The organism is Paraburkholderia sediminicola, from assembly GCF_046026855.1.
Taxonomy (GTDB): Bacteria; Pseudomonadota; Gammaproteobacteria; order Burkholderiales; family Burkholderiaceae; genus Paraburkholderia; species Paraburkholderia sediminicola_A.
The window spans coordinates 112,881-135,161 of sequence record NZ_JAQQET010000007.1 but is presented as its reverse complement, the minus strand read 5'-3'; the positions used below and the strand labels follow the sequence as shown (position 1 = coordinate 135,161).

The window sequence follows — 22,281 nt, the reverse complement described above, 5'->3', positions numbered from 1 at the left end:
CAACGTTGAATAGAGCAAGGAGCCCCACGATGGCGAAGAAAAAGATCCTGTTGAACGCGTTCAACATGAATGCGGTCGGCCATATCAATCATGGTTTGTGGACGCATCCGCGCGACCGCTCCGCGCATTACACCGACCTCGACTACTGGACGAGCCTCGCGCAAACGCTCGAACGCGGCAAGTTCGACGGGATCTTTCTCGCGGATATCGTTGGCGTGTACGACGTTTATCAGGGCGGCCCCGAAACGCCGTTGCGCGAATCGGTGCAGATTCCGATCAACGATCCGTCGCTGATCGTGCCCGCGATGGCACATGTGACGAAGCATATCGGCTTCGGCGTCACGTCGAATCTGACTTACGAGCCACCGTACCTGTTCGCGCGCCGCATGTCGACGCTGGATCATCTGACCCGTGGCCGGGTGGGCTGGAACATCGTCACCGGCTATCTGGACAGCGCGGCGCGCGGTATGGGTCTCGCGCAGCAGATCAGCCACGACGACCGCTACGACCGCGCCGACGATTACATGGACGTGGTTTACAAGCTATGGGAACAGAGCTGGGAGGACGACGCGGTGGTGCGCGATCGCGAGGCGCGTATCTTCTCGCACCCTGACAAGGTGCATCGCGTAAAACACGATGGTCCGTATTATTCGATCGACGCCATTCATTTAAGCGAGCCGTCGCCGCAGCGCACGCCGGTTCTGTATCAGGCAGGCTCGTCGAGCCGCGGCGTCGATTTTGCGGCACGTCACGCGGAATGCGTGTTTGTCGGCGGCCAGAACAAGCAGCTCACGCGCTCCATTGTCGACGACATTCGAGCACGGGCGGTGAGTTTCGGCCGCGCACCCGACGACATCAAGATCTTTGCCGGTATCACCGTTGTAGTCGGCGAAACAGAACGCGCCGCGCAGGAGAAATTCGAAGAATACCGGCGTTATGCGAGCGCCGAGGGCGGCATCGCGCATTTCTCCAGTTCGACCGGTATCGACTTCTCGCAGTACGAACTGGACGAACCGATTTCGTATGTGAAGACCGAATCGATGCAATCGGCGGTCGAGGCTATTTCGAAGAAGAGTGTGAGCGGCGTATGGACCAAACGCAAGGTTCTGGAACAGATGACGCTCGGCGGCCGCGCGAAACCCGTAGTCGGATCGCCGCAGCAGATCGCGGACGAACTGGAGTCGTGGATCGAAGAGGCCGGCGTCGACGGATTCAATCTTACCCGTACCGTCATGCCCGAATCGTTCGAAGACTTCGTCGATCTGGTGGTGCCGGAACTGCAGAATCGCGGCGTCTACAAGGAAGACTACGACCCGGCGCCGACGCTGCGCGAAAAGTTATTCGGTGGCGGCCGCGCACGACTGCCCGCGGTGCATGCCGGCGCGCAGCATCGGCGGCGTGACACGCAAACCGGTGCGCGATCCACCGTGGAAGCATAGAGGAGCGAATCCATGGCTAATCTATTCGACGTGCCCCAGTTCATTGAAGACGCACCGTCCCTCGCCTTGAATCGTGTTGCGGCCGATGCCGCGCAAGAAACCGTCGTATTCGACGAGGTGGGCAAGGTGTTTGCCAACACGCGCGGTGTGTCGACCGCGGCGCTTGCGAATGTCACGCTGAATGTGGCGCGCGGCGAAGTGTTCGGCATCATCGGCCGCAGCGGGGCGGGCAAATCGACGCTGCTGCGGCTCGTCAACGGTCTGGAAAAGCCAAGTTCCGGCGCGGTGCGCGTGAATGGCGTAAGCGTCGGCGAGCTCGACGAACGCGGTCTGGTCACGCTGCGGCGGCGTATCGGCATGGTGTTCCAGCATTTCAATCTGCTCTCCGCGAAGACGGTGCGCGAAAACATTGCGTTGCCGCTAAAAATCGCCGGCGCGCCTAAGGCGGCGATCGACAAAAAGGTCGACGCGTTGCTCGAACTGGTCGGTCTGTCAACCAAGCGCGACGCCTATCCGGCGAGTTTGTCCGGCGGCCAGAAGCAGCGCGTTGGGATCGCGCGGGCCCTTGTGACCGATCCGGACATTCTGTTGTGCGACGAGGCGACGTCCGCACTCGATCCGGAAACAACGCAAGCCATTCTCGCGTTGCTGCGCGATATCAATCAGCGGCTCAATCTGACCATCGTGCTGATTACGCATGAGATGCAGGTCATTCGCGAGGTCTGCGATACGGTGGCCGTGATCGAGCGCGGTGAAGTGGTGGAAACGGGACCCGTGTGGCGGGTGTTCGGCGACCCGCAGCACGACGCGACGCGCGCGTTACTGCGTACCCTGGTCCATGATCTGCCTGCCGACCTGGCTGCGCGCGTCAAACCGTTGCACGGGATCGAGCATGCGGATGCACAGATTCTGCTCGATGTGCGCTTCACCGGCAGCGATGCACGTGAACCCGACCTCGGCGGATTGACGTCTGCGTTGAGCATGGAAGGTGGCCGGGTGAGTTTCGTGCATGGCGGCATCGACCGGATTCAGGGGCATGCGCAAGGGCGCCTGGTGGTGTCGGCAGAGGTGCGTGCGAATGCGGGCGGCACGGTGCAGACGCAGATCGCGACGCTGCTCGAGCGCGCGCGTCACTATGCCAATCATGTCGAGGTGCTCGGTTATGTCTGATCTCTGGCTCGCGGAACTCGCCGATGCAATTCGCGACACCATCGTCATGGTCGGCGTATCCGCCTTCGTCGCGGCGTTGATCGGCATTCCGCTCGCACTGGTGCTGGTCACCACCACGCGCGGCGGTATCTATGAAAAACGTGTGGTGAACAGCACGCTCGGTGCGCTCGTCAATGCGTTCCGCTCCACGCCGTTCATCATTTTGCTGGTCGCGCTGCTGCCGCTCACACGTTTGTTGATCGGCACGACGATCGGCGTATGGGCGGCGATCGTGCCGCTCAGTATCGCGGCGATTCCCTTTTTTGCACGCGTGGCCGAAGTGAGCTTGCGCGAAGTGGACCGCGGTTTGATCGAAGCCGCGCAGGCAATGGGCGCGCAGCGCCGGCATATCATCTGGCATGTGCTATTACCTGAGGCGCTGCCGGGCATTCTGGGCGGCTTCACGATTACCGTAGTGGCGATGATCGGCTCCTCGGCCATGGCGGGCGCCGTGGGCGCCGGTGGCCTCGGCGATCTGGCGATCCGCTACGGCTACCAGCGTTTCGATACTACTGTGATGGTGACCGTGATCGTGCTGCTGATCGTAATCGTGACGGTGGTGCAGTTCGTCGGCGATCGTTTCGTGCGGCGGCTTGCACAACGCGCTTGATCGTCGCACTTCGACCGCCATTTGCATGACGAATACACGCATGCGACCCACGTTTTCAGCGCAGACATCACCGTCTATCATGCTATTTACGAGGATGAGCGCAGCGAGGCTCCCGCTCACCGGATCGAAGGCGAACCGGCCGCGCTGACAATCCGTGCGCCGCTCCTCGCCAAATATCTTCACGTGGACATTGAATGAACGAACTTCGCCATCCCGAGGCATTGCAGACGCTGCAAACCGACGCTGCGCCCGTGGTGCGCGATCTCGCCGGCTTGCTCCATGCGTTGCGTGCCAGCGCGGCCCAGCGCGATCGCGACGGCGGCCACGCCGCGCAGGAAAAGCAATGGATCGCCGACGCGGGTCTTCTAACGCTCGCCGTGCCGCGTGAATTCGGTGGTCCCGGGGCGCGCTGGCCTGAGATCTACGAGACGATCCGCAAGATCGCGCGAGTCGACAGTGCGCTCGCGCATCTTCTGGGCTTCACGTGCCTGCAGGTGGTCAGCGTCAATGTGTGGGGCAGCCCGGAACAACGTGCCCGCTATCTGAGCGGCACGGTGGAAGGGCGCTGGTGGTGGGGCAATGCGGTCAATCCGCTCGACACGCGACTCGTTGCAGGCGCAACCGGCGATGGCGGCTATCGTCTCGACGGGCAGAAAGGATTTTGCTCGGGCACGCGCGGCTCGCACATGATGACGGTTTCCGCACATGATCCGGCCACCGGCAAAGCGGTGTTCGCCGTGGTGCCGACCACGCGCGAGGGCATTACCGTTCACGAAGACTGGAATCCGATCGGTCAGCGGCAAACCGACAGCGGTAGCGTCTCCTTCGTGCGAGTCCTGGTCGAATCGCATGAGGTGCTGGAGCGGGCTGACACGCCATACGCCAGTTTGCGCACACTAATCTCGCAGCAGGTGCTGACCAACCTGTTCGTCGGCATCGCGCAGGGCGCGCTCGAAGAAGCGCGTGCATACGTCACACAGCACGGCAAGCCGTGGATCACTTCCGGCGTCGATAAAGCTACCGACGATCCCTACCTGATCCAGCGTTTCGGTGAAATGCGCCTGCAGACGGTGAGCGCGGAAGCGCTGGCAGCGCGTGCCGCCTACGCGCTCGAAGACGCGTGGCAGCAGGGTGTGGCTTTGGACGCCGAAACCCGTGCGCATGTGGCGCTCGCCACCTCGGAGGCGAAAATCGTCGCGCACCGGGCCGCGCTCGACGTCAGCGAAAAACTGTTCGACGCCTGCGGTGCGCGCGCCACACACGCGCCGCTCGCGCTCGACCGTTTCTGGCGCAATGCTCGCGTGCATACGCTGCACGATCCGCTCGACTATCGTGTGCGCGACGTCGGCCGTTACGCGTTGAGCGGGACATTGCCGGAGGTTTCTTTGTACACTTGAGGCGGTTCGCGGCGGCCTGCACAAGGCGCCACGGTTTATCCCCTTCAAGAGACCACCGGATTGCAGTTCAAATTACCGACCACCGCAACTGCGCCGTTTTGCCCGTCCGAGGTGCAAGGTACGGTCGCCATTACGCAAGGCGCGCCGTTCTGGAAAAAAATCCTGCAATTCGCGGGACCCGGCCTGCTGATTTCGATCGGCTACATGGACCCTGGCAACTGGGCCACCGATATCGAAGCGGGTTCGCGCTACGGCTACAGCCTGCTGTTCGTCGTGATGCTGTCGAGTCTTGCTGCAATGGCGCTGCAATGCCTGAGCATGCGCCTTGGCATCGCCACAGGGCGAGACCTCGCGGAATTATCGCGACTGCGTTATTCACCGGGCATCGCGCGCTTTCAGTGGTTGCTCGCTGAACTGTCGATCGTGGCCTGCGATCTGGCCGAAGTGCTCGGCGGCGCGCTGGCCTTCCATCTGCTCTTCAAATGCTCGTTGACCACCGGCGTGTTGCTGACCGCGTTCGACACGCTGATTGTGCTCGGCCTGAAGGGCAAGAATTTCCGCGATCTCGAAGCGATCATGCTCGGCTTGATCGTGACCATCGGCGTTGGTTACATCATCGAATTGGCGCTGGTGAAGCCACATTGGCCGTCAGTCGCGCAAGGGCTGATTCCTTCGTGGCAGGCGCTAAGCAGCCGCGAACCGATGTATCTGGCGATCGGCATTCTCGGTGCGACCGTGATGCCGCATAACCTCTATCTGCATTCCTCAATCGTGCAGACGCGCGCGGTCAAGCGCGATCCGGCCAGTATCAGGTCGGCGATCGGCATGTCGCGCATCGATACGATCGTCTCGCTGATCATTGCGCTGCTGATCAACATGGCGATCCTGATTCTTGCGGCGGCCGCCTTCCATGCGACCGGTCACAATCAGGTCACCGAAATCGAAGACGCTTACAAGTTGCTGGCGCCGATCGTCGGCACGGGTTTCGCGGCGGTGCTGTTCGCGATCACGCTGCTGGCGTCGGGGCAAAGCTCGACCTTCACCGGCACGGTGGCGGGGCAGGTCATCATGGAAGGCTTCCTGAAGCTGAAAATTCCGTGCTGGCAGCGGCGCTTCATTACACGGGCACTCGCCTTGATTCCGGCATTGATTGGCGTGCAGATGATGGGTAACGGCGCGGTCGGCAAACTGCTGGTCGCAAGCCAGGTCGTATTGAGCCTGCAACTGCCGTTCGCGCTTTATCCGCTGATCCGCATGACCGACGATCGCTCGTTGATGGGCGAATTCGCCAACAGGCTACCGACGCGGTTCCTCGCGTGGTCGCTGTTCGTGGTGATCAGTGCGGCGAATCTGTGGCTGGTGGTGCAGACGGTGGGACTGGTGGACTGATGCGGCAGCGGGAGGTAGCGGGGTAGCGTCGGGTGTTAGATGTGAGGTGTCCCGTGTCAGGGCGGGAGCTACACAAAAAAAAGTCCGCGGGATGGCGGACTTTTTCCAAGGTGCTTCGGTTCGAATCAGGCTGGACCGGCCCTCATCGATTCCACTTAACTCAGGCGGCTTGCGCAATCTGCGCTGCTTCGAGCGCTTCCTGACGAGCGGCGGCCGCCTTTTTGGTCTTGCCGGCGCGCGATGGCGGTTGGCAGGCGCCACACACCACGTTGTGTTGCAAATCGTGCCTGTGCGCGACGAACTTGCCCGTGCAACGACAGCACTTGGTCAGTTGCAGGATGTCGGCGTCGAAGAAACGCACCAGCGTCCAGGCGCGCGTCAGATCCAGCACCGGTTCGGCTTCGCTGTGCTGGCAATGTTCCAGATACAGCCGATACCCTTTGGTCAACGCATCCAGATGCGAGCAACGCGCTTCATTTTTCAGGAACAGGTACGTGTTGTAGAACAACGACGCGTGAATGTTCGCCAGCCACGTCATGTACCAGTCTGCCGAGAACGGCAGCATGCCCTTGGGCGGCGAGACACCTTTGACCTCACGGTACAGGCGGATCATGCGGTCGCGCGAAAGCGTCAACTCGCTTTCGAGCACCTGCATGCGCGCGCCGAGTTCGATCAGCGCGATGGCACGGAATACTTCTTGTGCGTCTTCCGTCAGGCTACGCTTGAGCATCGCGGTCACCTCAATTAAGCAAACTGCTCAGCAGGCTGGCCTGCAAGCAGGATCGCCGCGTGAGTCGGTGCAACTGTTGCGTGCTTCGTTGTTTGCGTCAACGCCGACAACATCGAGTGGTCGTTGAAGCGGAAGAAGCATAAAAGCTGATCGGAAGCGGCTAGCTTGACGATCTGCGCGAGCGACAGCCCGGCAAGCAAATCAGCCAGTTCCGACGACAGTCCCAGTCGGAACATGCCGACCGGTTTGTCCTCACGCAACATACGTTGCGCGAGCATGATGTAAGACAAGTTGATCTCGCGGATTGAATCCAGCGTCTCGCTGCTACGGTCCATTTTCTGTGTTTCCGAAGCCCCGAATTACTATGTCGGCATTTTTTGCCGTTATGTCTTTTGTGCCTCGCCGGAAACGATAACCTCCGGCTACATGTCACCACCTGATACAGATGGCGACCTTTTGATACATCGCGTTACATTTCGTAACAGCTTGGGACGAATTGTATGAAGGGTAAAACAAGAAATCAATCCCTTATCAAAAAAATATCTCAAAAAGATGCATCAAATATCGGTAACTCTTTCACGGTCCTGTAATAGATGATGCTGCGCGGGTTTTTGGCGCGCCGGGAATTCACTCCGATCCATGAAAACCCTTGTGTGGCGGGCTTCTTTATTATTTGTCTGAGCAAAGCTGCACATCCGGTCAAGAACCGGAAAATCAGGTCTGAATCGGAAAGGAAATAGAAAGCGAGGCCAATTAAAAGTAATAAATACCGTTCATTGACGCTGCTATGGGGACAAATCAGAAGCGTAACAAATTGATGCGGCCCCAGTTACAAATGAGGCCGCATTTGTAACCTCTAGCAACCGTTTGCGCGGATCCGTTCGACTTCGAGCCCGAACGCCGGGCGCAGACGGGTGCCGAGTACGTTGCCGGCGAAGGCGGCGACCAGCCACAGCCAGCCATGCAAGCTGCCTGACACGATGCCGCTGAAATAGGCGCCGATGTTACAGCCATAGGCCAGACGGGCTCCGTAGCCGAGCATCAGGCCGCCGACCACCGCCGCGACCAGTGAGCGGGCCGGCACCTTCCAGACCGGCGCGTAACGGCCGGCGAGCGCGGCGGCCGTCATGGCGCCGAGGATGATGCCGATGTCCATTACCGTGGTGACGTCATGTGTAACCGGGGCGGCCAGCGCGCCAGCGTTGGCATGAGCGGCCCAATACGGCCAATTGGCCACATCGATACCCAGCGCGGCAAATAGCTTGGCGCCCCACAATGCGAACGCCGACGTCACACCCCACGGCCGGCCGGACAGCGCTAGCGTCGCGAAATTGAGCAAGGCCAGAGCGATTGCGCCGACAAACAACGGCCACGGGCCGTGCAGCCATGGCGACGCGTGCGGCGCGCGCAGCGGCTCGTCAACCAGCCGCCCATGGCGGCGCCGCTCGACCAGAACGGTGAGCGCCGCGATCGCAGCGAAGATGATCAGGTTCAGCACGATCGCCCAGCCCGCACCGAATGTGGTCACCATCGAAAGCGGTTTAAGAGACGGCAGTGCGGTCCAGAACGGCATGTGCGCGGTGGCGACAACCGAACCGATGACAAACGCCACCAGCGTGACGATCATGCGCGTGCTGCCGCCGCCCACGGTGTACAGCGTGCCGGACGCGCAGCCGCCGCCCAACTGCATGCCGATGCCGAACATGAAGGCCCCGACCAGCACGGAGGTGCCTGCCGGCGCGACCAGGCCGACCACGGGCCGGCCGAACAGCGTGCCTGCGGCGAGCGCCGGAAAGAACAGCAACACACCGAGCGCCAGCATCAGCATTTGTGCGCGCAGACCGGCGCCGCGGCCATCGGCGATGAAGACCCGCCATGCGGAGGTAAAGCCGAATGCCGCGTGATAGAGCGACATGCCCAGCAGTGCGCCGACAATGTAGAGCGCCGCCTGACGGCCGCTGACGCTCTGCGCCAGATAGAGGGCGCCCAGCGCGATCAGGACGAGCGCGGCGCCTAGCGGTTTCGGATTGATGTCGAAACGGCGTGGTATGCGTGGAAGCGAAGTAGAGAGATCGGACATGGTGTTGGACTGGCGAACGGCAAATCGAAGATAGCCCGAGGGGCGGATGAGCCGTCTCGGGGTTGGTGCAGCGGAAAGGTGATTGAAAAAGATAGCACGGATCGCGTGCTGAAGCAGGGCGGCTGAAGGTGGTGCGGCGCTCGATAGCAGTTACATGAAGCGTTGCATCAGATCGGCGTCGTGAAACACCCCGCTGACGTTCAATGCACCGACCTCGCAGCCATATTTGCGAAAGCCAACCGACTCATAGAGTCTGCGCGCCGCTTCGTTCCGGCTACTCACCATCAACTGGATTTGCCGTAGGCCTTCTATTTGTGCCGCTCGCGTCAGCAACTCGTTAAGCAAGGCGCGCCCGACTCCGCGGCCCGCAGCTTCCGGCGCGACATACATGCCGATGACGGCGGCCTTGTGCTGTTCCTTGTCGCGCTGGCTGCGCAGCAATCCGACCACGCCGATCAACGGCGTATCGGCCGACGCGTAAGCGCCGAGCAAAAAATCGCCTTCGGCCGCGCGCGTGCCCTGCAACATCGCGTCATGTTGCGACGCGCCCTTGGCCACCGCTTCCTCGTAGCTTTGACCGAACGACTCCGGATGTGCCTTCAGTCCCCGCAGGCGAAGCTGAAAGTAGGCGTCGCGGTCGGCCGGCCCGAGTTGGCGGACCAGTAGGGCGTTGTTGATCAAATGCGTTTCTCCGTGTGGTTTGAATGGTGCTGCAAGCGCTAACAACTCAGTGTTCGATGCTGCCTGGGTTTCTGCAGTTCCGCGGCCCTGCAGTCTGCCCTCCTGCTATAACTTCACGGCGTCAGCCCCTTGGTTTTCGGTGCGCTGGCTTTCCGCAAACGCGTGCAATGCCGCCGCGGTTTGCTGATCGGCGGGAAAGAACGCCTCAATGGCAAGTTCCGCCAGTGTCACGTCCACCGGCGTGCCGAATACCGTGGTCGTGCTGAAGAACGACAGCTCGCCGATCGGTGTGCGCAGCCGCAGCGGCACGGCGACCTGATTGCCCGCGGTGTCGTCGTGGCCGGCCACCTCTGCACCGGGCGGGGCGGGATACGCGGCCAGCTCGTCGCGCAGTGCGCTCAACGTGTCGTCGCCGCTCACGTCGATTTGCCGCTGGAGCCGGGACAGCGCGTGCGCACGCCAGGCATGCCAATTGACGATCGACGCTGCAATGCCTTCTGGATGCAAGCTCAGTCGCATCGCATTGACCGGCGGTTTCAGAAGTTCCGGGCTTGCGCCTGCGAGCAGCGGCGCGAGCGCATTGTTTGCGGCAACGATGGTCCAGTGACGGTCGATCGCGAGTGCCGGATACGGCTCATGGCCTTTGAGCACCAACTCGACTGCCTCGCGCGCGGCGGCCAGTTGCGGGTCCGTCAAAGGACGTTCGCGGAACAGCGGCGCATAACCCGCAGCGACCAGCAGCGAATTGCGCGCACGCAGTGGCACATCGAGCCGCTCGGCGAGGTGCATGACCATTTCACGGCTGGGCACTGCGCGGCCTGATTCGACAAAGCTCAGATGCCGCGTTGAAATATCGGCTTCGGCGGCGAGCAGCAACTGGCTCATTCTTCGCCGCTGCCGCCATTCGCGCAGCAGATCGCCGACCGTGCGGCTTGCCGTCGGCACGTTCGACGGAATGGTTTGCGCCAGAGAGAGTGTGTTCATGCTGCAGATGATAGCCAAAGCGCTTTAGTGATCCATTACCTGACAGGTAATGGAATACCCGGGAATACCCAGGAATACGCGGCGATACCTGAGAAAACGTAGGCGCACCCACGAAGACAAAACACATTCAGGGCGTTGCCTCAAGCGACAACACGGCAAGCGTGAGTCAGGCGGGCGCCACACCTTCCGGTACTGCATTGAGCTTGACGCCCAGCGCGCGCAGCAGTTTGAACACCGTATCCATGCGCGGTTTGGAGCCGGGGGCGAGGGTTTTATAGAGGCTTTCGCGCCCGAGCCCGGCATCGGCCGCGACCTTTGCGATGCCGCGTGCTTTCGCGATGTCGGAGATCGCGGCGAGGAGGAGGTCGGCGTCACCTTCTTCCAGTGCTGCGTTGAGATATTCGGCGATCATCTCCTCGTTATCGAGGTAGTGCGATGCGTCGAACCGCGCGGTTTTTATTTTGCTCATGACAGTTCCTTTCTGATTGCTGCCCACATTGATTTGGCATGCTTGATGTCGGCCGACTGCGTGGATTTATCGCCACCACAGAGCAGCAGGTACACCACGCGCCCTTCGCGCGCGAAGTAGACCCGATAACCGGGACCGCAATCGATGCGCATCTCGGACACACCGTCTTCCAGCAGCTTTACGTCGCCGAAATGACCTCGTTCCGCACGCCGGACCCGCACCAGGATTTTTGCCCTTGCTCTTAAATCCGCAAGGCCGGCAAGCCAGTTGTCGAATGCCTCGGTGCGGTTGACCGTGTACACAGGCGGTGAACCGATTTGCTGATGATTGTATCCTTTTGGATACGTCCTTGCAAGTGAAAAACCCATATTGAAAAAGCGGCTCGCGTCCGCGCCCGTTCAGTCCGTCACATGCCGCGTGTCAACGTTGCGCGGCCCCCATTTTCGGCATGAGGTTAGCGGCTGACACGGCCTGTGACGATTCGGCCGAATGGCCAATCCTGCGGTCAATCAGGCGCGGATCTTCGCTTCGGTGCATCCGGATACTTACCTCCCACGTAATCGACGTGCTGCGTTCGAGCCGCCAATCTTCACTCCGAGCCCGCCGCATACAACCTGTCTGCGAGGCGTAGTGCTCAGTGATGCCAATCAAGGAGTCAGAGATGAATGCACACACCGATCTGATCGATCGTTATTTCGACGCATGGAATGAAACCGATGCCGCGCGCCGCCGCGATCTGATCGCCGCGACGTGGGCCACCGACGCCGACTATCGCGATCCACTACTGGCAGGCGCGGGCCATGACGGCATCGACGCGATGATCCGTGCGGTGCATGAACGCTTCCCGCATCACACGTTTCATCGCACGACGGAGGTCGACGGCTTCGCGAACCGGCTGCGTTTTTCGTGGGAACTGACCACGCCGGCCGGCGAGGCGATCGTCAAGGGTTCCGACTTCGGCGTGCTCGACACGCACGGTCGCCTGCAGGCGGTGACCGGCTTCCTCGATCAGGTGCCTGCCGCCACCTGACAACTCACGGTTTTTTCACGGAGACGATCATGCACGAGTCCGTTGCCGCCACGGCTTCCGGTACTGTCCTCACGTTCGCGCGCCTGTCGGGCGCCGTCGACGCGCTCTCCAGCGCGGTCGCCGGCTTCGCTCTGCTGGCCGGCACGCGCGCGTTCACCTTCACCGCGTTGCTGGCCTGGCGCGAGCCGGTGTTGGGCGGCGCGGGTCTCGTGCTGCTCGCGTTAGTCGGATGGCTGCGGTGGCAGTGCCGCCGGAATGTCGCTCATCGAATCGGGTGGGAAAACTGATTGACGACGAGCCGCCGGCAACGGACTGTGCGCCGTGGTCTTGCTACAATCGATCACGACGCGCTACGAGGACAAACTGTCCAAACCCGGGCGGCTCGCCGCCAGTCGGACCTCAAGGAGACACCGTGCTGAAGAATCTGGACCCGCTGCTGAATGCCGATGTGCTGCATGCGTTGCGCTCGATGGGACATGGCGACGAACTGGTGCTTTGCGACGCCAACTTCCCGGGCGCATCCGTTGCGCAGGAGACGGTGTTGGGCAAGCTGCTCCGCCTCGATGGCGTGAACGCGCCGCGTGCAATTCGCGCGATCCTGTCGGTGATGCCGCTGGATACATTCATCGAGCATCCGGCATCGCGGATGGAAGTGGTGGGGGAGCCGAACACGATTCCGGCGGTTCAGCGCGAAGCGCAGATCGAGATCAATGCGGCGGAGGGGCGCGAGGTGCCGTTTGCTTCGGTTGAACGTTTCGCGTTCTATGAGCGGGCGCGCAAAGCGTATTGCGTGATCGCCACCGGCGAAGAGCGCGGTTACGGCTGCTTCGTGTTGACAAAGGGTGTCTTGCTCGCGCCGGATGCACCGCAGCAATAGCACCTCACCACGGCGTCGAAACCCATGAGCTTCTCGATAGACAGTCTCGATCATCTCGTTCTGAATGTTGCCGACGTGGAAGCCAGCGCGGCCTGGTACGCTCGAATGCTCGGCATGCGGCGCAGCGAGTTCGAGTCACGTACCGGCACGCGCGTGGCAATGACCTATGGCAATCAGAAGATCAACTTGCGTCCGGCGGATGCGGACACGGTCGCGTGGTTCACCGGGCGCGAGCCGGTGCCGGGCAGCGCCGATCTATGCTTTGTTACCACCACGAGTCCCGCCGAGGTCAAGGCGCATTGGCTCGCTCAGGGTGTCGAGATAGAGGCCGGCCCGGTTGAGCGCGATGGCGCGCGCGGCAAGATGACGTCGGTGTATTGCCGCGATCCGGACGGCAATCTGATCGAGGTCGCGACGTATCCCCACGCTTGAGCACGGCGGCGATACCGGCCGTGCCGTGCAAAACCGGGCACTCGCCGAGCACCCGGACACCCTTTCCGTTCCCTTGAGACGGCGCGAATTGCGCCGCTCACACCGGCTCGCGCTGGGAAAAGGCGGGTAATGCACATATTCTCAGATGCAAAGCAGGGAACTGCGGCGGCTTGAGCGGGTCTGCTGCTTATTCATTTACAGGAGCTCCTCATGACGCGTCCCGTCGATTCCGGCGTCATCCTCATCGCGCGTATCGCCCTTGCCGTGCTGTTTTTGTGGGGCGGTGTGATGAAACTGCTGGGCTATGCGGGCTTTGTCGGCTATCTGCATTCGAAGGGTGTGCCGCTCGTACAGGTCGCCGCACCGATTGCAACGGCGGTCGAGGCACTCGGCGGTCTGCTGCTGATCGTCGGCTTCAGGATCCGCCCGCTCGCGCTCATCATGGCCGTCTACACCGTGGCAACCGCGGTGCTGGGCCACGATTTCTGGAACGTGACCGATCCCGCTTTGCAACGCGATATGGTGATCCACTTCTGGAAGAACATCGGTATCGCCGGCGGTTTCCTGCTGTTGTTCGTGACCGGAGCAGGCCGTATCAGTATCGATGGCGCGCGTTCGCCCCGCAGCGGGCTGCATCTCTGATCTCGCAGTTGAGGTAGTCTGTGCCGGTCGCTTTTGATTCTGGCTGTAATCAAGGGAGCAAATAATGATTCAAAGCTTTGAGCAAACCATTGGCGGTAAGGTCACGCAATTGTGCGCAAGTCTCGGCGAAGGGCCGACACCGCACCGCGTCATCATCAGTCTTGCCGATTCGGCGAAAACATTGGTGGTTCTGGATGCCTCCGGTCTTATCAGCACGATCAAGGCCGAAATCGAACAGCCGGAAAAGCTGATCGCCGACGCGATCGCCAAGGCGCAAAACGAAGGGCTGATTGAGCGCGCCATCGACACCGGCACGATTCAGGAAGCGCCGCTGTAAGCCGTGGCGGCAACGTGAGTTGTATCGTGTATCGCTGCTTGCTGGCAGCGTGGTAGCGTCAAAAAGGACCCCTGCGGAGCGGAAGCATCGCGGGGGTTTTTTTCGCACTCGTGGCGAAAAAGAGGTGAGGCGCTCGGTGCGTCTCACTGATTCACGAATTCACCAAATCCGTCAATTCATCGACCCGCCAATCCACCAATCCACCAATCCGCCGATTCACCGATCCGCGCCGACCAAAGTGCTAAGACGATCAGCGCGATTCAGTAACTTGTTTGGCACCCGTCCTATGTGGCTTCGAGCCCGACGCATGTGGCTCCGGATGGACAAGGCAGCCCATTACGCCACCGACTACCAGCAGACCGACCGAGATCGCCGTCGCGGCCTGCATTCCCGAAACGATCTGCGTGGCGGCAGCACCACTTGCCAACGCGCCGAAGGCGGCTACGCCCACCGCGCCACCTGCTTGCCGGGCAGTATTCAGCACAGCGGAAGCGGTGCCTGCGCGCTGCGCTTCGACGGAGGCCAGCACGGCGGTCGTCATCGCCGGGACCGCAAGGCCCATTCCCGAGGGAATCAGCAGGAACGGCAACAGCAAACCGACGAGCGGCGTGGACGCATCGACGAAATGCAGCAGACCATAGCCGAGTCCCGCCGTGATTGCGCCGGCGATCATCGGCACGCGTACGCCGAAGCGCCCGACCACCCAGCCACTCGCCACGTTCGAGAGCAGAAATCCGCCCGTCAGCGGCAGGAACGCGAGGCCGGCCTGCAGCGGGGTATAGCCGCGTACGCGCTGCAAATACAGGCTCAGTACGAACACCATGCCGTAGTACGTCAGATTCACGCAGATGCCGAACAGCACCGCCGCATTGAAAGTGCGCTTGCTGAATAGCGAGAGCGGCAGCATCGGTGCCGCGACGCGCGATTCCACGGTGATAAAGGCGCCCGTTGCGATTAGCGCGAGTACGAACCCGCCGGCTACCAGCGGATGGCTCAGCCCTAACGGTCGCAACTCGATGACAGCGGCGACGAAGGCGGTGAGCGCGACGATCGCAAGGGCCTGACCACTCAGATCGATACCGCGCGGGCTTACTGCAGTTGCAGTTCCGGCCGGGGCAGTAGCACCTGTCCCAGTCGTAGCAGCAGCCTTAGCCCGGGCTGCTTGTCGCGCGTCTTTCCGCGCGGATTCAGGCCGTGGTATCCAGAGCAAAGTTGCGAGGAAACCGGCTGCGCAAATCGGCAGATTGACGAGAAAGATGCTGCGCCAGCCGAACGCCGCAATCAGCAGACCGCCGACCACCGGTCCGGCCGCGATCGAAATCGCGCCCGCCGCGGTCCACAGCCCGACTGCGCGCGCCCGGAGCTTCGGATCGTGGCCATATGACTGGTTAAGCAGCGCCAGCGAGTTCGGCAGCATGGCGGCGGCGCCGATGCCCTGCACCGCGCGCGCCGCCACCAGCATGGTGGCATCGAGCGCCAATCCGCAGGCGAGCGACGCGAGCGCAAACAGCACGATGCCGGCCGCGTACATGCGCCGTGTGCCGAGCCGGTCGCCGAGCGCGCCCGCCGAAAGCATCAGCACGGCGAACGCGAGCGTGTACGCGTCGACGACCCATTGCAGCCCCGCGACATTCGCATGCAGGTCCGCACCGATCTTAGGCAGCGCGATGTTGACGATAGTCACGTCGAGTTGCGTGACGACGAAACCGACGCTGACAGTCGCGAGAATGCGGCCGAGGGCGGGCGAGGAGGGCGTATTGGGCGAGTTCATGAGATACATCGTAGGCCGATACAGCGCACGATGTTTCGGTCCGGCGTGAAGTATGGATGTCGCCGACACTGCCGGAAAGGCGAGGCGTGGAGCCGGTACAGACAACGGCGCACCGGGCGGCGCGCCGTAGCGAAATAGCTCGATTAGCGCGTTTGCGGCGCGTCTTTGATAAACAGCGTAGTCAATGCGCCGAGAATGCAGATTGCGCCGACATACAGGGGCGCCGCCATCGGGTTCGACTTCATCATCAGCGAAACGGCGATGGGCGTCAGGCCGCCGAATATCGCGTAGGCGACGTTATACGAGAACGAGATGCCCGAGAACCGTACGACCGGCGGAAACGCCTTGACCAGCACGAACGGAATCGCGCCGATCACACCGACGAAAAGGCCAGCCACGGCGTACAGCGGCACTAGCGCCGACGTATCGACGGCGAGCTGCTGGAACATCACGTAGTACGTCACCGCCAATGCCAGGCCGCCGATGAAAATCGTGCGTCCCGCGCCAATCCGGCCGGCGATCGAGCCTGCCATGACGCAACCGATGGTCAGGCACAGCGTTGCCACGCAGTTCGCCAGCAGTGCGGTGGCCGGCGCGATATGAAACTGCTTCTGCAGCAGTGTCGGTGTCATCAGAATGACCACGACAATCGCGGCCGACAGCATCCACGTGAGCAGCATCGACACGATCACGGCACGGCCGTGGTCGCGTAATACGGCCTTGAGCGGCACTTCCGCGGCGATGGCCTTGCGTTGCTTGAGTTCGGCGAACACCGGCGTCTCATGCAGCCAGCGGCGCAGATAAACCGAGAACATGCCGAACACGCCGCCCACCAGGAACGGGATGCGCCATGCGAAGGCGGAGATTTCCGCGGGCGCGAAGTTGCGATTCACCGCCGATGCGATCAGCGAGCCGAGCAGGATGCCCGCGGTGAGGCCGGCCGTCAGCGTGCCGCACGCATAGCCGACGTGCCGCTGCGGCACGTGCTCCGAGACGAACACCCACGCGCCCGGCACTTCTCCGCCGACCGCCGCGCCCTGCATCACACGGAACAGCAGCAGCAATACCGGGGCCATCACGCCAATGCTGGCGTAGGTGGGCAGCAGACCCATCATCAGCGTCGGCACCGACATCAGCAGCACGCTCAGCGTGAACATGCGCTTGCGGCCGAACAGGTCGCCAAAGTGCGCCATGATGATGCCGCCGAGCGGCCGCGCCAGATAGCCCGCCGCGAAGATGCCGAAAGTCTGCACCTGACGCAGCCAGTCCGGCATCGCGGCGGGGAAGAACAACTGGCCGATCGCCGGCGCAAAGAATACAAAGATGATGAAGTCGTAAAACTCCAATGCTCCGCCGAGCGCGGCGAGGCCGAGTGTCTTGTAATCGCTTCGCCCAAGAGGGCGTGGGGTGACAGCCTGCGCTCCACCCAGATTTGTCGCTTGCATTGCTTGTGTCTTGTCTTGAATTGGGAGCCACACGTAGCGCGTGGAAATACGGCGGTCGTCAGGCGAGAAGTGTGACAAGCGCTGGGTAGAGCACGGGACACCGGCGCGCCGGCCCGGGTAGGGCAAGCACGATGACGACTGGGGCCGGGCCGGGATTTTACAGGATGAAAGACTCTCGCTTCGGGAAGTACTTAATTAGATTGGAAAAAGTTCCTCCAGACGTGTCTTTTCGACGTCGTGCAGGACAGCAAGGGTTGCGCGTCGTGCGAGCCGCAGCGGTCGAGTGTAGGAATGGTGCGCACACCTGTCGGAGTGGGGCGATTGGTGCGCAAATTAGGAATGCTCCTATGGGATGGCCGGGGCGTCCCTCTGAGAATCGCGTCCAAGCTATCAGTTAAGAGTTATCCCAATGCGCATTGCCATCCTTCAGCGTGACCCCGTCATGCGTCAGTCGATCGAAAAGATTCTTATGAACGCCAGCCATACCTGTATGGCCTATGACGACGGTTTGACCATGTCGAAAGCGCTTGCCCGTTCCACGGTGGATCTGCTGGTACTGGACTGGCACGGCACACGCCTGTCTGGCGCCGAGGTCCTGCGATCGGTGCGCGCCGTCGGCGGCGACCGGCTGCCGGTCGTGTTCGCCTCGACGGAAACGTCAGAGGAGAGCGTGGTGCGCGCCTTTGCCAGCGGGGCAGACGATTATGTTTCGTTGCCGTTGCGGCCGGGCGAGTTCCGCGAGCGCATTGCGGCGTTGCTGCGCCGCGCCTATCCGGATCGTTTCAGCGCCGCGAGCTTCGATGTGGGCCCCTACCATTTCGACACGCATCGCCAGCTCGTCATGCTGCGTGGCCAGCCGGTACAACTGTCGGGTACGCAATACCGGTTGGCGTCGCTGTTCTTTTCCAACATCGGCCGCGTAATGTCGCGCGACCATATTTTCGCGATGGTGTGGGGCCGTGAATTCCGCGAATTCACCCGTACGATCGACAGCCACGTGTCGCGCCTGCGGCTGCTGCTCGAGATCGAGCCGCAGAACGACTTCCGGCTGCAACCCGTTTACAAGAGCGGCTATCGGCTGCTGCATCTTCGGCAAGGTGAAGTGGCTGCGGAGAAGCAGGCGGCCTGAGCGGGTCCGCCCGCGTAGGGAACTCAAACCTGCGGCAGCGCCGGCCGGGTTTCAAGCGACTGGCGGATCAACGCTTCCACCGATTTGCGTTCATCTCCGGCCAACGGCAGGCGCGGCGGCCGCACCGGCTCCGTGCCCAGCCCGACAATTGTTTCGGCCAGCTTGATGTTCTGCACCAGCTTCGAGGAGACGTCGAGCGCGAGGAGCGGCGCGAACCAGCGATAGATCGCCCGTGCCTCTTCAAGACGGCCCGCTCTCAGCAACTTGTAAATCACGACCGTCTCGCGCGGAAACGCGCACACGAGACCGGCCACCCAGCCATGTGCGCCCATCAATATCGCTTCCATTGCAAGGTTGTCGACCCCGCACAGGATCGCGAAGCGGTCACCGACCACGTTGATCAGATCGGTCACGCGGCGCACGTCGCCGCATGATTCCTTGATCGCGACGATCTTCTTTTCATCGGCGATTTCCGCGAACATCTCGGGCGTCATGTCGACGCCATAGGCCAGCGGATTGTTATAGATCATCAGCGGCAGCGCGCTCGCATCGGCGACGCTGCGAAAGTGGTGCAGCGTTTCGCGGCGGTCCGACAGGTAGCGCAGCCCGGGCAGCACCATAAAACCGGCCGCGCCACGCTGGCTGCCGGCTTCGGCCTGGCGGCACGCGTCGAGCGTGCTGTTCTCGGCGATGGTCAGCAAAACCGGCACGCGTCCGCGTGATGCCTCGACGGCGATGTCGAGCACTTGCAGCTTCTCGTCCAGTGAGAGCGTCGACGCTTCACCGAGCGATCCGCACACGATGATGCCGTCCACCCCCGCGTCGATCTGCGCCTCGATATTCTTACCAGTCCATTCACGGTCTATGCTGAAATCCGCGTGGAATTTGGTGGTAACTGCGGGTAATACGCCTTCCCAGATATGCGCCACGACTGCTCTCCTGATTGTGATGAGTCGAAGCGCAGTGTAAGCAGGGAAAATGCTGCCGTCTTGCGCGATTCGCGCGTGGCGGGTGACGATTTCAGCATAGTTGTCATGCCCGCAAGCCAGGCAAGATCGAGTGATCAGACTATTTCGCGACAGGGAACAAAGTACATGGAAGTTGCATGGAAAGGGCCTCGCGTGTGCTCTTGAATCTGGTGGCGGTGCACTGTTCCGGTATGGATTTCACCCGTTTTCAAAGATTGACGCGTGAATAAACGGGCGTAAACATTATGCTGAAATCGTCACAATCCACGCGTAAGCACACCAAGACTCCGACGCCTGGCTTTCCTACCATGTGCATCATGAAAACCCTAGACATTATCGACTCGCACACCGGCGGTGAACCGACCCGCCTGGTGGTGTCGGGCGGCCCGGCGCTTGGCGGCGGCACGCTGGCGCAGCGTCTCGACGTGTTTCGCACGCATTTCGACGACTGGCGCGCAGGCATCGTCACGGAACCGCGCGGCTCGGACGTGGTGGTCGGCGGGCTGCTGTGCGAGCCGGACGACCCCACGTGCGCGGCCGGCGTGATTTTCTTCAACAACGTCGGCTATCTCGGCATGTGCGGGCACGGCACGATTGGTCTCGTTGTCTCGCTCGCGCACATGGGGCGGATTGGGCCGGGGCGTCATCGGATAGAGACGCCGGTCGGCGTCGTCGAAGCCACGCTCAACGAGGACGGCAGTGTGGCTGTGCGAAACGTGCCGGCTTATCGCTACCGGCAAGGCGTGCAGGTGCACGTGCCGGGCTACGGTTTGTTGAGTGGCGATATCGCATGGGGCGGCAACTGGTTCTTTCTTGTCGCCGACCACGGGCGCACGCTGGAGGCAGCGCATATCGCCGAGCTGACCACGTTCAGCGCGGCAATCCGCGATGCGCTGATCGCGCAGCGCATCACCGGCGCGGACGGCGCCTTGATCGACCACATTGAACTCTTTGGACCCGGCTCGCGCGACGGTATCGACAGCCGCAGCTTCGTTCTTTGTCCGGGCAACGCGTATGACCGCTCGCCGTGCGGGACAGGCACGAGCGCGAAAATCGCCTGCCTCGCCGCTGACGGCAAGCTCACCGAAGGCGCCGTGTGGCAGCAGGAAAGCATCATCGGCAGCGTGTTCGCGGCGAGCTATCGTCACGCCGGCGACGGTGTCTCGGTGATTCCGACCATCACCGGTCACGCGCACATCATGGCCGAAGGGCGTTTGTGTTTCGACGAACGCGACCCGTTCGCGTGGGGCATCCGCACGGCATGACAGCGGACGCGCTGATCATCGGGGCCGGCATTGTCGGCGCGGCTTGCGCGGCGGAGCTGGCCGCGCTCGGCATGCGGGTCGAGGTACTCGACGCACAGGGCATCGGCGGCGGCGCGACGGCGGCGGGCATGGGCCACATCGTCGTGATGAACGACTCGCCCGCGGAATTCGCGTTGAGCCGTTATTCGCGCGACTTGTGGCTGGCGCTCGCGCCGCAACTGCGCACGCGCGACGCGTTCGCGCGTTGCGGCACGCTATGGATTGCCGCCGACGATGAGGAGTGGCAAGCCGCCCGCACCATGCACGCCGCGTTCGAAGCGCAGGGCGTCTCTGCACAACTGCTCAACACGGCTGCGCTGCGGGCGTGCGAGCCGGCGCTGGCGGCATCGATGGTGGGCGGCTTGCGGATCCAGCACGACAGCGTGGTGTATGCGCCCACCGTTGCCGAGTGGCTGCTGACGCAATCCTCAGGAGTCGAGAATATCCGCGTTCGGCTCGGTACACGCGTTACCGCAATCAGCGCGAACGGCGTGACGTTAGCCGATGGCGAGCGCGTCAGCGCCGCGCACGTGATCGTCGTCAATGGTCTGGGTGCTCAGCAACTGCTGCGCTCGCTGCCGTTGGAGCCGAAGAAAGGCCACCTGCTGATCACTGACCGTTACCCCGAACTCATTCGTCATCAACTGCTCGAACTTGGCTACATCAAGAGCGCGCATCACGCGGCCGGCACCTCGGTGGCATTCAATGCGCAGCCGCGACCGACAGGCCAGTTGTTGATTGGCTCGTCGCGCCAGTTCGATACAACCGATCCTGCCGTCGACATGCCGGTGCTTGCCCAGATGCTGCAGCGCGCGGCGCACTATCTGCCGGTGCTGCCGACGCTGAGTGGCATCCGCGCCTGGACCGGCTTTCGTTCGGCGTCGCCCGATGGTTTGCCGTTGATCGGTCCGGCCGGCGATTTTTCACCTGGCGTGTGGCTCGCAGTCGGACACGAAGGTCTTGGCGTGACGACTTCGCTCGCAACCGCAAAGTTGCTCGCCGCGCAAATTACCGGGAGTGCCGCACCGATTCCGGTCGAGCCATACTTGCCGGTCCGTTTTGCGCAAGGGGTGGGCCATGACTAACGCCAATGCAGCACGTCTTCACTTGACGATCGACGGTAGAAGCATCGCGGTCGAAGCGGGTACGACCGTGGCCGCGGCGCTCGTCATTGCGGGTGTGAGCGCCACGCGGACTTCGGTGAGCGGCCAGCCGCGCGCAGCACTGTGCGGGATGGGCGTGTGCCAGGAATGCCGCGTTACGATTGACGGCCGGGCTCACGCGTTGGCGTGTCAGACGCTTTGCCGCGAAGGGCAGATGGTTTGCACCACTGCCGGGACTAGCGCGGCCAACGTGTT

The 22,281-nt window shown here is 62.1% G+C and carries 25 protein-coding genes and 1 pseudogene; 16 read left to right on the top strand and 10 right to left on the bottom strand.

Going from position 1 to position 22,281, the window contains the following annotated elements:
* Positions 1 to 29: 29 nt before the first annotated feature.
* The 6 genes from PQR40_RS10115 to PQR40_RS10090 are packed head-to-tail and all read left to right on the top strand — an operon-like array spanning position 30 to position 6,044.
* On the top strand, positions 30 to 1,439 hold the full coding sequence (locus PQR40_RS10115) for an LLM class flavin-dependent oxidoreductase (protein ID WP_408508918.1): 1,410 nt from the start codon (positions 30 to 32) through the stop codon (positions 1,437 to 1,439).
* A 12-nt stretch (positions 1,440 to 1,451) separates the two neighbouring features.
* A complete protein-coding gene (locus PQR40_RS10110; RefSeq protein WP_408229552.1) occupies positions 1,452 to 2,609 on the top strand; it encodes a methionine ABC transporter ATP-binding protein in 1,158 nt (385 codons plus the stop codon).
* Positions 2,602 to 3,258 carry a methionine ABC transporter permease gene (locus tag PQR40_RS10105; protein ID WP_408508917.1) on the top strand — a complete coding sequence of 219 codons (657 nt, stop codon included), beginning with the start codon at positions 2,602 to 2,604 and terminating at the stop codon, positions 3,256 to 3,258. The genes PQR40_RS10110 and PQR40_RS10105 overlap by 8 nt, the downstream gene beginning before the upstream one ends.
* A 21-nt stretch (positions 3,259 to 3,279) precedes the next feature.
* On the top strand, positions 3,280 to 3,456 hold the full coding sequence (locus PQR40_RS10100; protein WP_408229558.1) for a hypothetical protein: 177 nt from the start codon (positions 3,280 to 3,282) through the stop codon (positions 3,454 to 3,456).
* Positions 3,453 to 4,655: an acyl-CoA dehydrogenase family protein gene (locus PQR40_RS10095; RefSeq protein ID WP_408229561.1), complete on the top strand. Its 1,203-nt coding sequence runs from the start codon at positions 3,453 to 3,455 to the stop codon at positions 4,653 to 4,655. The genes PQR40_RS10100 and PQR40_RS10095 overlap by 4 nt, the downstream gene beginning before the upstream one ends.
* Positions 4,656 to 4,715: 60 nt before the next feature.
* Positions 4,716 to 6,044 carry an Nramp family divalent metal transporter gene (locus PQR40_RS10090; RefSeq protein WP_408335165.1) on the top strand — a complete coding sequence of 443 codons (1,329 nt, stop codon included), beginning with the start codon at positions 4,716 to 4,718 and terminating at the stop codon, positions 6,042 to 6,044.
* A 160-nt stretch (positions 6,045 to 6,204) separates the two neighbouring features.
* Here the strand turns inward: PQR40_RS10090 and flhC are convergent, their stop codons facing one another.
* The 7 genes from flhC to PQR40_RS10055 all read right to left on the bottom strand — a co-directional run bounded on the left by flhC (position 6,205) and on the right by PQR40_RS10055 (position 11,356).
* Entirely contained in the window at positions 6,205 to 6,774 is a 570-nt protein-coding gene (flhC, locus tag PQR40_RS10085; RefSeq protein WP_408229567.1) for a flagellar transcriptional regulator FlhC, read from the bottom strand.
* Positions 6,775 to 6,788: 14 nt separating this feature from the next.
* On the bottom strand, positions 6,789 to 7,109 hold the full coding sequence (gene flhD, locus PQR40_RS10080; protein WP_408229570.1) for a flagellar transcriptional regulator FlhD: 321 nt from the start codon (positions 7,107 to 7,109) through the stop codon (positions 6,789 to 6,791).
* A gap of 521 nt (positions 7,110 to 7,630) precedes the next feature.
* A complete protein-coding gene (locus tag PQR40_RS10075; protein ID WP_408229573.1) occupies positions 7,631 to 8,854 on the bottom strand; it encodes a YeeE/YedE family protein in 1,224 nt (407 codons plus the stop codon).
* Positions 8,855 to 9,004: 150 nt separating this feature from the next.
* Complete coding sequence (locus tag PQR40_RS10070) at positions 9,005 to 9,535, bottom strand: GNAT family N-acetyltransferase (RefSeq protein WP_408229576.1); 531 nt, start codon at positions 9,533 to 9,535, stop codon at positions 9,005 to 9,007.
* Positions 9,536 to 9,640: 105 nt separating this feature from the next.
* Positions 9,641 to 10,519, bottom strand: a complete 879-nt coding sequence (locus PQR40_RS10065; RefSeq protein ID WP_408508916.1) for a helix-turn-helix domain-containing protein — start codon at positions 10,517 to 10,519, stop codon at positions 9,641 to 9,643.
* A 166-nt stretch (positions 10,520 to 10,685) separates the two neighbouring features.
* On the bottom strand, positions 10,686 to 10,988 hold the full coding sequence (locus PQR40_RS10060) for an addiction module antidote protein (RefSeq protein WP_408508915.1): 303 nt from the start codon (positions 10,986 to 10,988) through the stop codon (positions 10,686 to 10,688).
* The gene (locus PQR40_RS10055) at positions 10,985 to 11,356 is read right to left on the bottom strand and encodes a type II toxin-antitoxin system RelE/ParE family toxin (RefSeq protein WP_408508914.1); all 372 of its coding nucleotides are present in this window, start codon (positions 11,354 to 11,356) and stop codon (positions 10,985 to 10,987) included. Before PQR40_RS10055 ends, PQR40_RS10060 begins: the two co-directional genes overlap by 4 nt.
* 293 nt (positions 11,357 to 11,649) lie before the next feature.
* Between PQR40_RS10055 and PQR40_RS10050 the strand changes: the two genes are divergently transcribed.
* The 6 genes from PQR40_RS10050 to PQR40_RS10025 all read left to right on the top strand — a co-directional run bounded on the left by PQR40_RS10050 (position 11,650) and on the right by PQR40_RS10025 (position 14,306).
* Positions 11,650 to 12,018 carry a nuclear transport factor 2 family protein gene (locus PQR40_RS10050; RefSeq protein ID WP_408508913.1) on the top strand — a complete coding sequence of 123 codons (369 nt, stop codon included), beginning with the start codon at positions 11,650 to 11,652 and terminating at the stop codon, positions 12,016 to 12,018.
* Between the two features lie 29 nt (positions 12,019 to 12,047).
* Complete coding sequence (locus PQR40_RS10045; protein WP_408508912.1) at positions 12,048 to 12,305, top strand: hypothetical protein; 258 nt, start codon at positions 12,048 to 12,050, stop codon at positions 12,303 to 12,305.
* Between the two features lie 125 nt (positions 12,306 to 12,430).
* Complete coding sequence (locus tag PQR40_RS10040; protein ID WP_408229593.1) at positions 12,431 to 12,895, top strand: RbsD/FucU family protein; 465 nt, start codon at positions 12,431 to 12,433, stop codon at positions 12,893 to 12,895.
* 24 nt (positions 12,896 to 12,919) lie between these two features.
* Positions 12,920 to 13,327 (top strand): VOC family protein, encoded by a 408-nt coding sequence (locus PQR40_RS10035; RefSeq protein WP_408484870.1) that lies wholly within the window; start codon positions 12,920 to 12,922, stop codon positions 13,325 to 13,327.
* Positions 13,328 to 13,537: 210 nt separating this feature from the next.
* Positions 13,538 to 13,969, top strand: coding sequence for a DoxX family protein (locus PQR40_RS10030; protein ID WP_408229599.1), 432 nt, complete (start codon positions 13,538 to 13,540; stop codon positions 13,967 to 13,969).
* 64 nt (positions 13,970 to 14,033) lie between these two features.
* Positions 14,034 to 14,306: a hypothetical protein gene (locus PQR40_RS10025; protein ID WP_408229602.1), complete on the top strand. Its 273-nt coding sequence runs from the start codon at positions 14,034 to 14,036 to the stop codon at positions 14,304 to 14,306.
* Between the two features lie 250 nt (positions 14,307 to 14,556).
* Here the strand turns inward: PQR40_RS10025 and PQR40_RS10020 are convergent, their stop codons facing one another.
* Positions 14,557 to 16,077 (bottom strand): MFS transporter, encoded by a 1,521-nt coding sequence (locus PQR40_RS10020; protein ID WP_408335177.1) that lies wholly within the window; start codon positions 16,075 to 16,077, stop codon positions 14,557 to 14,559.
* 143 nt (positions 16,078 to 16,220) lie between these two features.
* A complete protein-coding gene (locus PQR40_RS10015; RefSeq protein ID WP_408508911.1) occupies positions 16,221 to 17,522 on the bottom strand; it encodes an MFS transporter in 1,302 nt (433 codons plus the stop codon).
* Positions 17,523 to 17,931: 409 nt separating this feature from the next.
* Between PQR40_RS10015 and PQR40_RS10010 the strand changes: the two genes are divergently transcribed.
* Complete coding sequence (locus PQR40_RS10010; protein WP_408335183.1) at positions 17,932 to 18,651, top strand: response regulator transcription factor; 720 nt, start codon at positions 17,932 to 17,934, stop codon at positions 18,649 to 18,651.
* A gap of 23 nt (positions 18,652 to 18,674) precedes the next feature.
* Here PQR40_RS10010 and PQR40_RS10005 read toward each other — a convergent pair whose 3' ends face one another.
* Entirely contained in the window at positions 18,675 to 19,580 is a 906-nt protein-coding gene (locus tag PQR40_RS10005) for a dihydrodipicolinate synthase family protein (protein ID WP_408508910.1), read from the bottom strand.
* 347 nt (positions 19,581 to 19,927) lie between these two features.
* On the opposite strand from PQR40_RS10005, the gene PQR40_RS10000 reads away from it, so the two are divergent.
* The 3 genes and pseudogenes from PQR40_RS10000 to PQR40_RS09990 form a co-directional block, all read left to right on the top strand.
* The gene (locus tag PQR40_RS10000; RefSeq protein WP_408508909.1) at positions 19,928 to 20,884 is read left to right on the top strand and encodes a 4-hydroxyproline epimerase; all 957 of its coding nucleotides are present in this window, start codon (positions 19,928 to 19,930) and stop codon (positions 20,882 to 20,884) included.
* On the top strand, positions 20,881 to 22,008 hold the full coding sequence (locus PQR40_RS09995) for an NAD(P)/FAD-dependent oxidoreductase (protein ID WP_408508908.1): 1,128 nt from the start codon (positions 20,881 to 20,883) through the stop codon (positions 22,006 to 22,008). Before PQR40_RS10000 ends, PQR40_RS09995 begins: the two co-directional genes overlap by 4 nt.
* Positions 22,001 to 22,264: pseudogene (locus tag PQR40_RS09990) on the top strand (2Fe-2S iron-sulfur cluster-binding protein); the annotation flags it as partial. The gene PQR40_RS09995 and the pseudogene PQR40_RS09990, both read left to right, overlap by 8 nt.
* Positions 22,265 to 22,281: the final 17 nt, after the last annotated feature.

Bases quoted from the DNA above. Each gene is read 5' to 3' on its own strand.
- PQR40_RS10035 (WP_408484870.1), top strand. From the start codon at position 12,920: ATGAGCTTCTCGATAGACAGTCTCGATCATCTCGTTCTGAATGTTGCC.
- PQR40_RS10105 (WP_408508917.1), top strand. From the start codon at position 2,602: ATGTCTGATCTCTGGCTCGCGGAACTCGCCGATGCAATTCGCGACACC.
- PQR40_RS10010 (WP_408335183.1), top strand. From the start codon at position 17,932: ATGCGCATTGCCATCCTTCAGCGTGACCCCGTCATGCGTCAGTCGATC.
- flhD (WP_408229570.1), bottom strand. From the start codon at position 7,109: ATGGACCGTAGCAGCGAGACGCTGGATTCAATCCGCGAGATCAACTTG.
- PQR40_RS10110 (WP_408229552.1), top strand. From the start codon at position 1,452: ATGGCTAATCTATTCGACGTGCCCCAGTTCATTGAAGACGCACCGTCC.
- PQR40_RS10055 (WP_408508914.1), bottom strand. From the start codon at position 11,356: ATGGGTTTTTCACTTGCAAGGACGTATCCAAAAGGATACAATCATCAG.
- PQR40_RS10075 (WP_408229573.1), bottom strand. From the start codon at position 8,854: ATGTCCGATCTCTCTACTTCGCTTCCACGCATACCACGCCGTTTCGAC.
- PQR40_RS10045 (WP_408508912.1), top strand. From the start codon at position 12,048: ATGCACGAGTCCGTTGCCGCCACGGCTTCCGGTACTGTCCTCACGTTC.
- PQR40_RS10020 (WP_408335177.1), bottom strand. From the start codon at position 16,077: ATGAACTCGCCCAATACGCCCTCCTCGCCCGCCCTCGGCCGCATTCTC.
- flhC (WP_408229567.1), bottom strand. From the start codon at position 6,774: ATGCTCAAGCGTAGCCTGACGGAAGACGCACAAGAAGTATTCCGTGCC.
- PQR40_RS10015 (WP_408508911.1), bottom strand. From the start codon at position 17,522: ATGCAAGCGACAAATCTGGGTGGAGCGCAGGCTGTCACCCCACGCCCT.
- PQR40_RS09995 (WP_408508908.1), top strand. From the start codon at position 20,881: ATGACAGCGGACGCGCTGATCATCGGGGCCGGCATTGTCGGCGCGGCT.
- PQR40_RS10025 (WP_408229602.1), top strand. From the start codon at position 14,034: ATGATTCAAAGCTTTGAGCAAACCATTGGCGGTAAGGTCACGCAATTG.
- PQR40_RS10000 (WP_408508909.1), top strand. From the start codon at position 19,928: ATGTGCATCATGAAAACCCTAGACATTATCGACTCGCACACCGGCGGT.
- PQR40_RS10065 (WP_408508916.1), bottom strand. From the start codon at position 10,519: ATGAACACACTCTCTCTGGCGCAAACCATTCCGTCGAACGTGCCGACG.
- PQR40_RS10030 (WP_408229599.1), top strand. From the start codon at position 13,538: ATGACGCGTCCCGTCGATTCCGGCGTCATCCTCATCGCGCGTATCGCC.
- PQR40_RS10115 (WP_408508918.1), top strand. From the start codon at position 30: ATGGCGAAGAAAAAGATCCTGTTGAACGCGTTCAACATGAATGCGGTC.
- PQR40_RS10095 (WP_408229561.1), top strand. From the start codon at position 3,453: ATGAACGAACTTCGCCATCCCGAGGCATTGCAGACGCTGCAAACCGAC.
- PQR40_RS10050 (WP_408508913.1), top strand. From the start codon at position 11,650: ATGAATGCACACACCGATCTGATCGATCGTTATTTCGACGCATGGAAT.
- PQR40_RS10060 (WP_408508915.1), bottom strand. From the start codon at position 10,988: ATGAGCAAAATAAAAACCGCGCGGTTCGACGCATCGCACTACCTCGAT.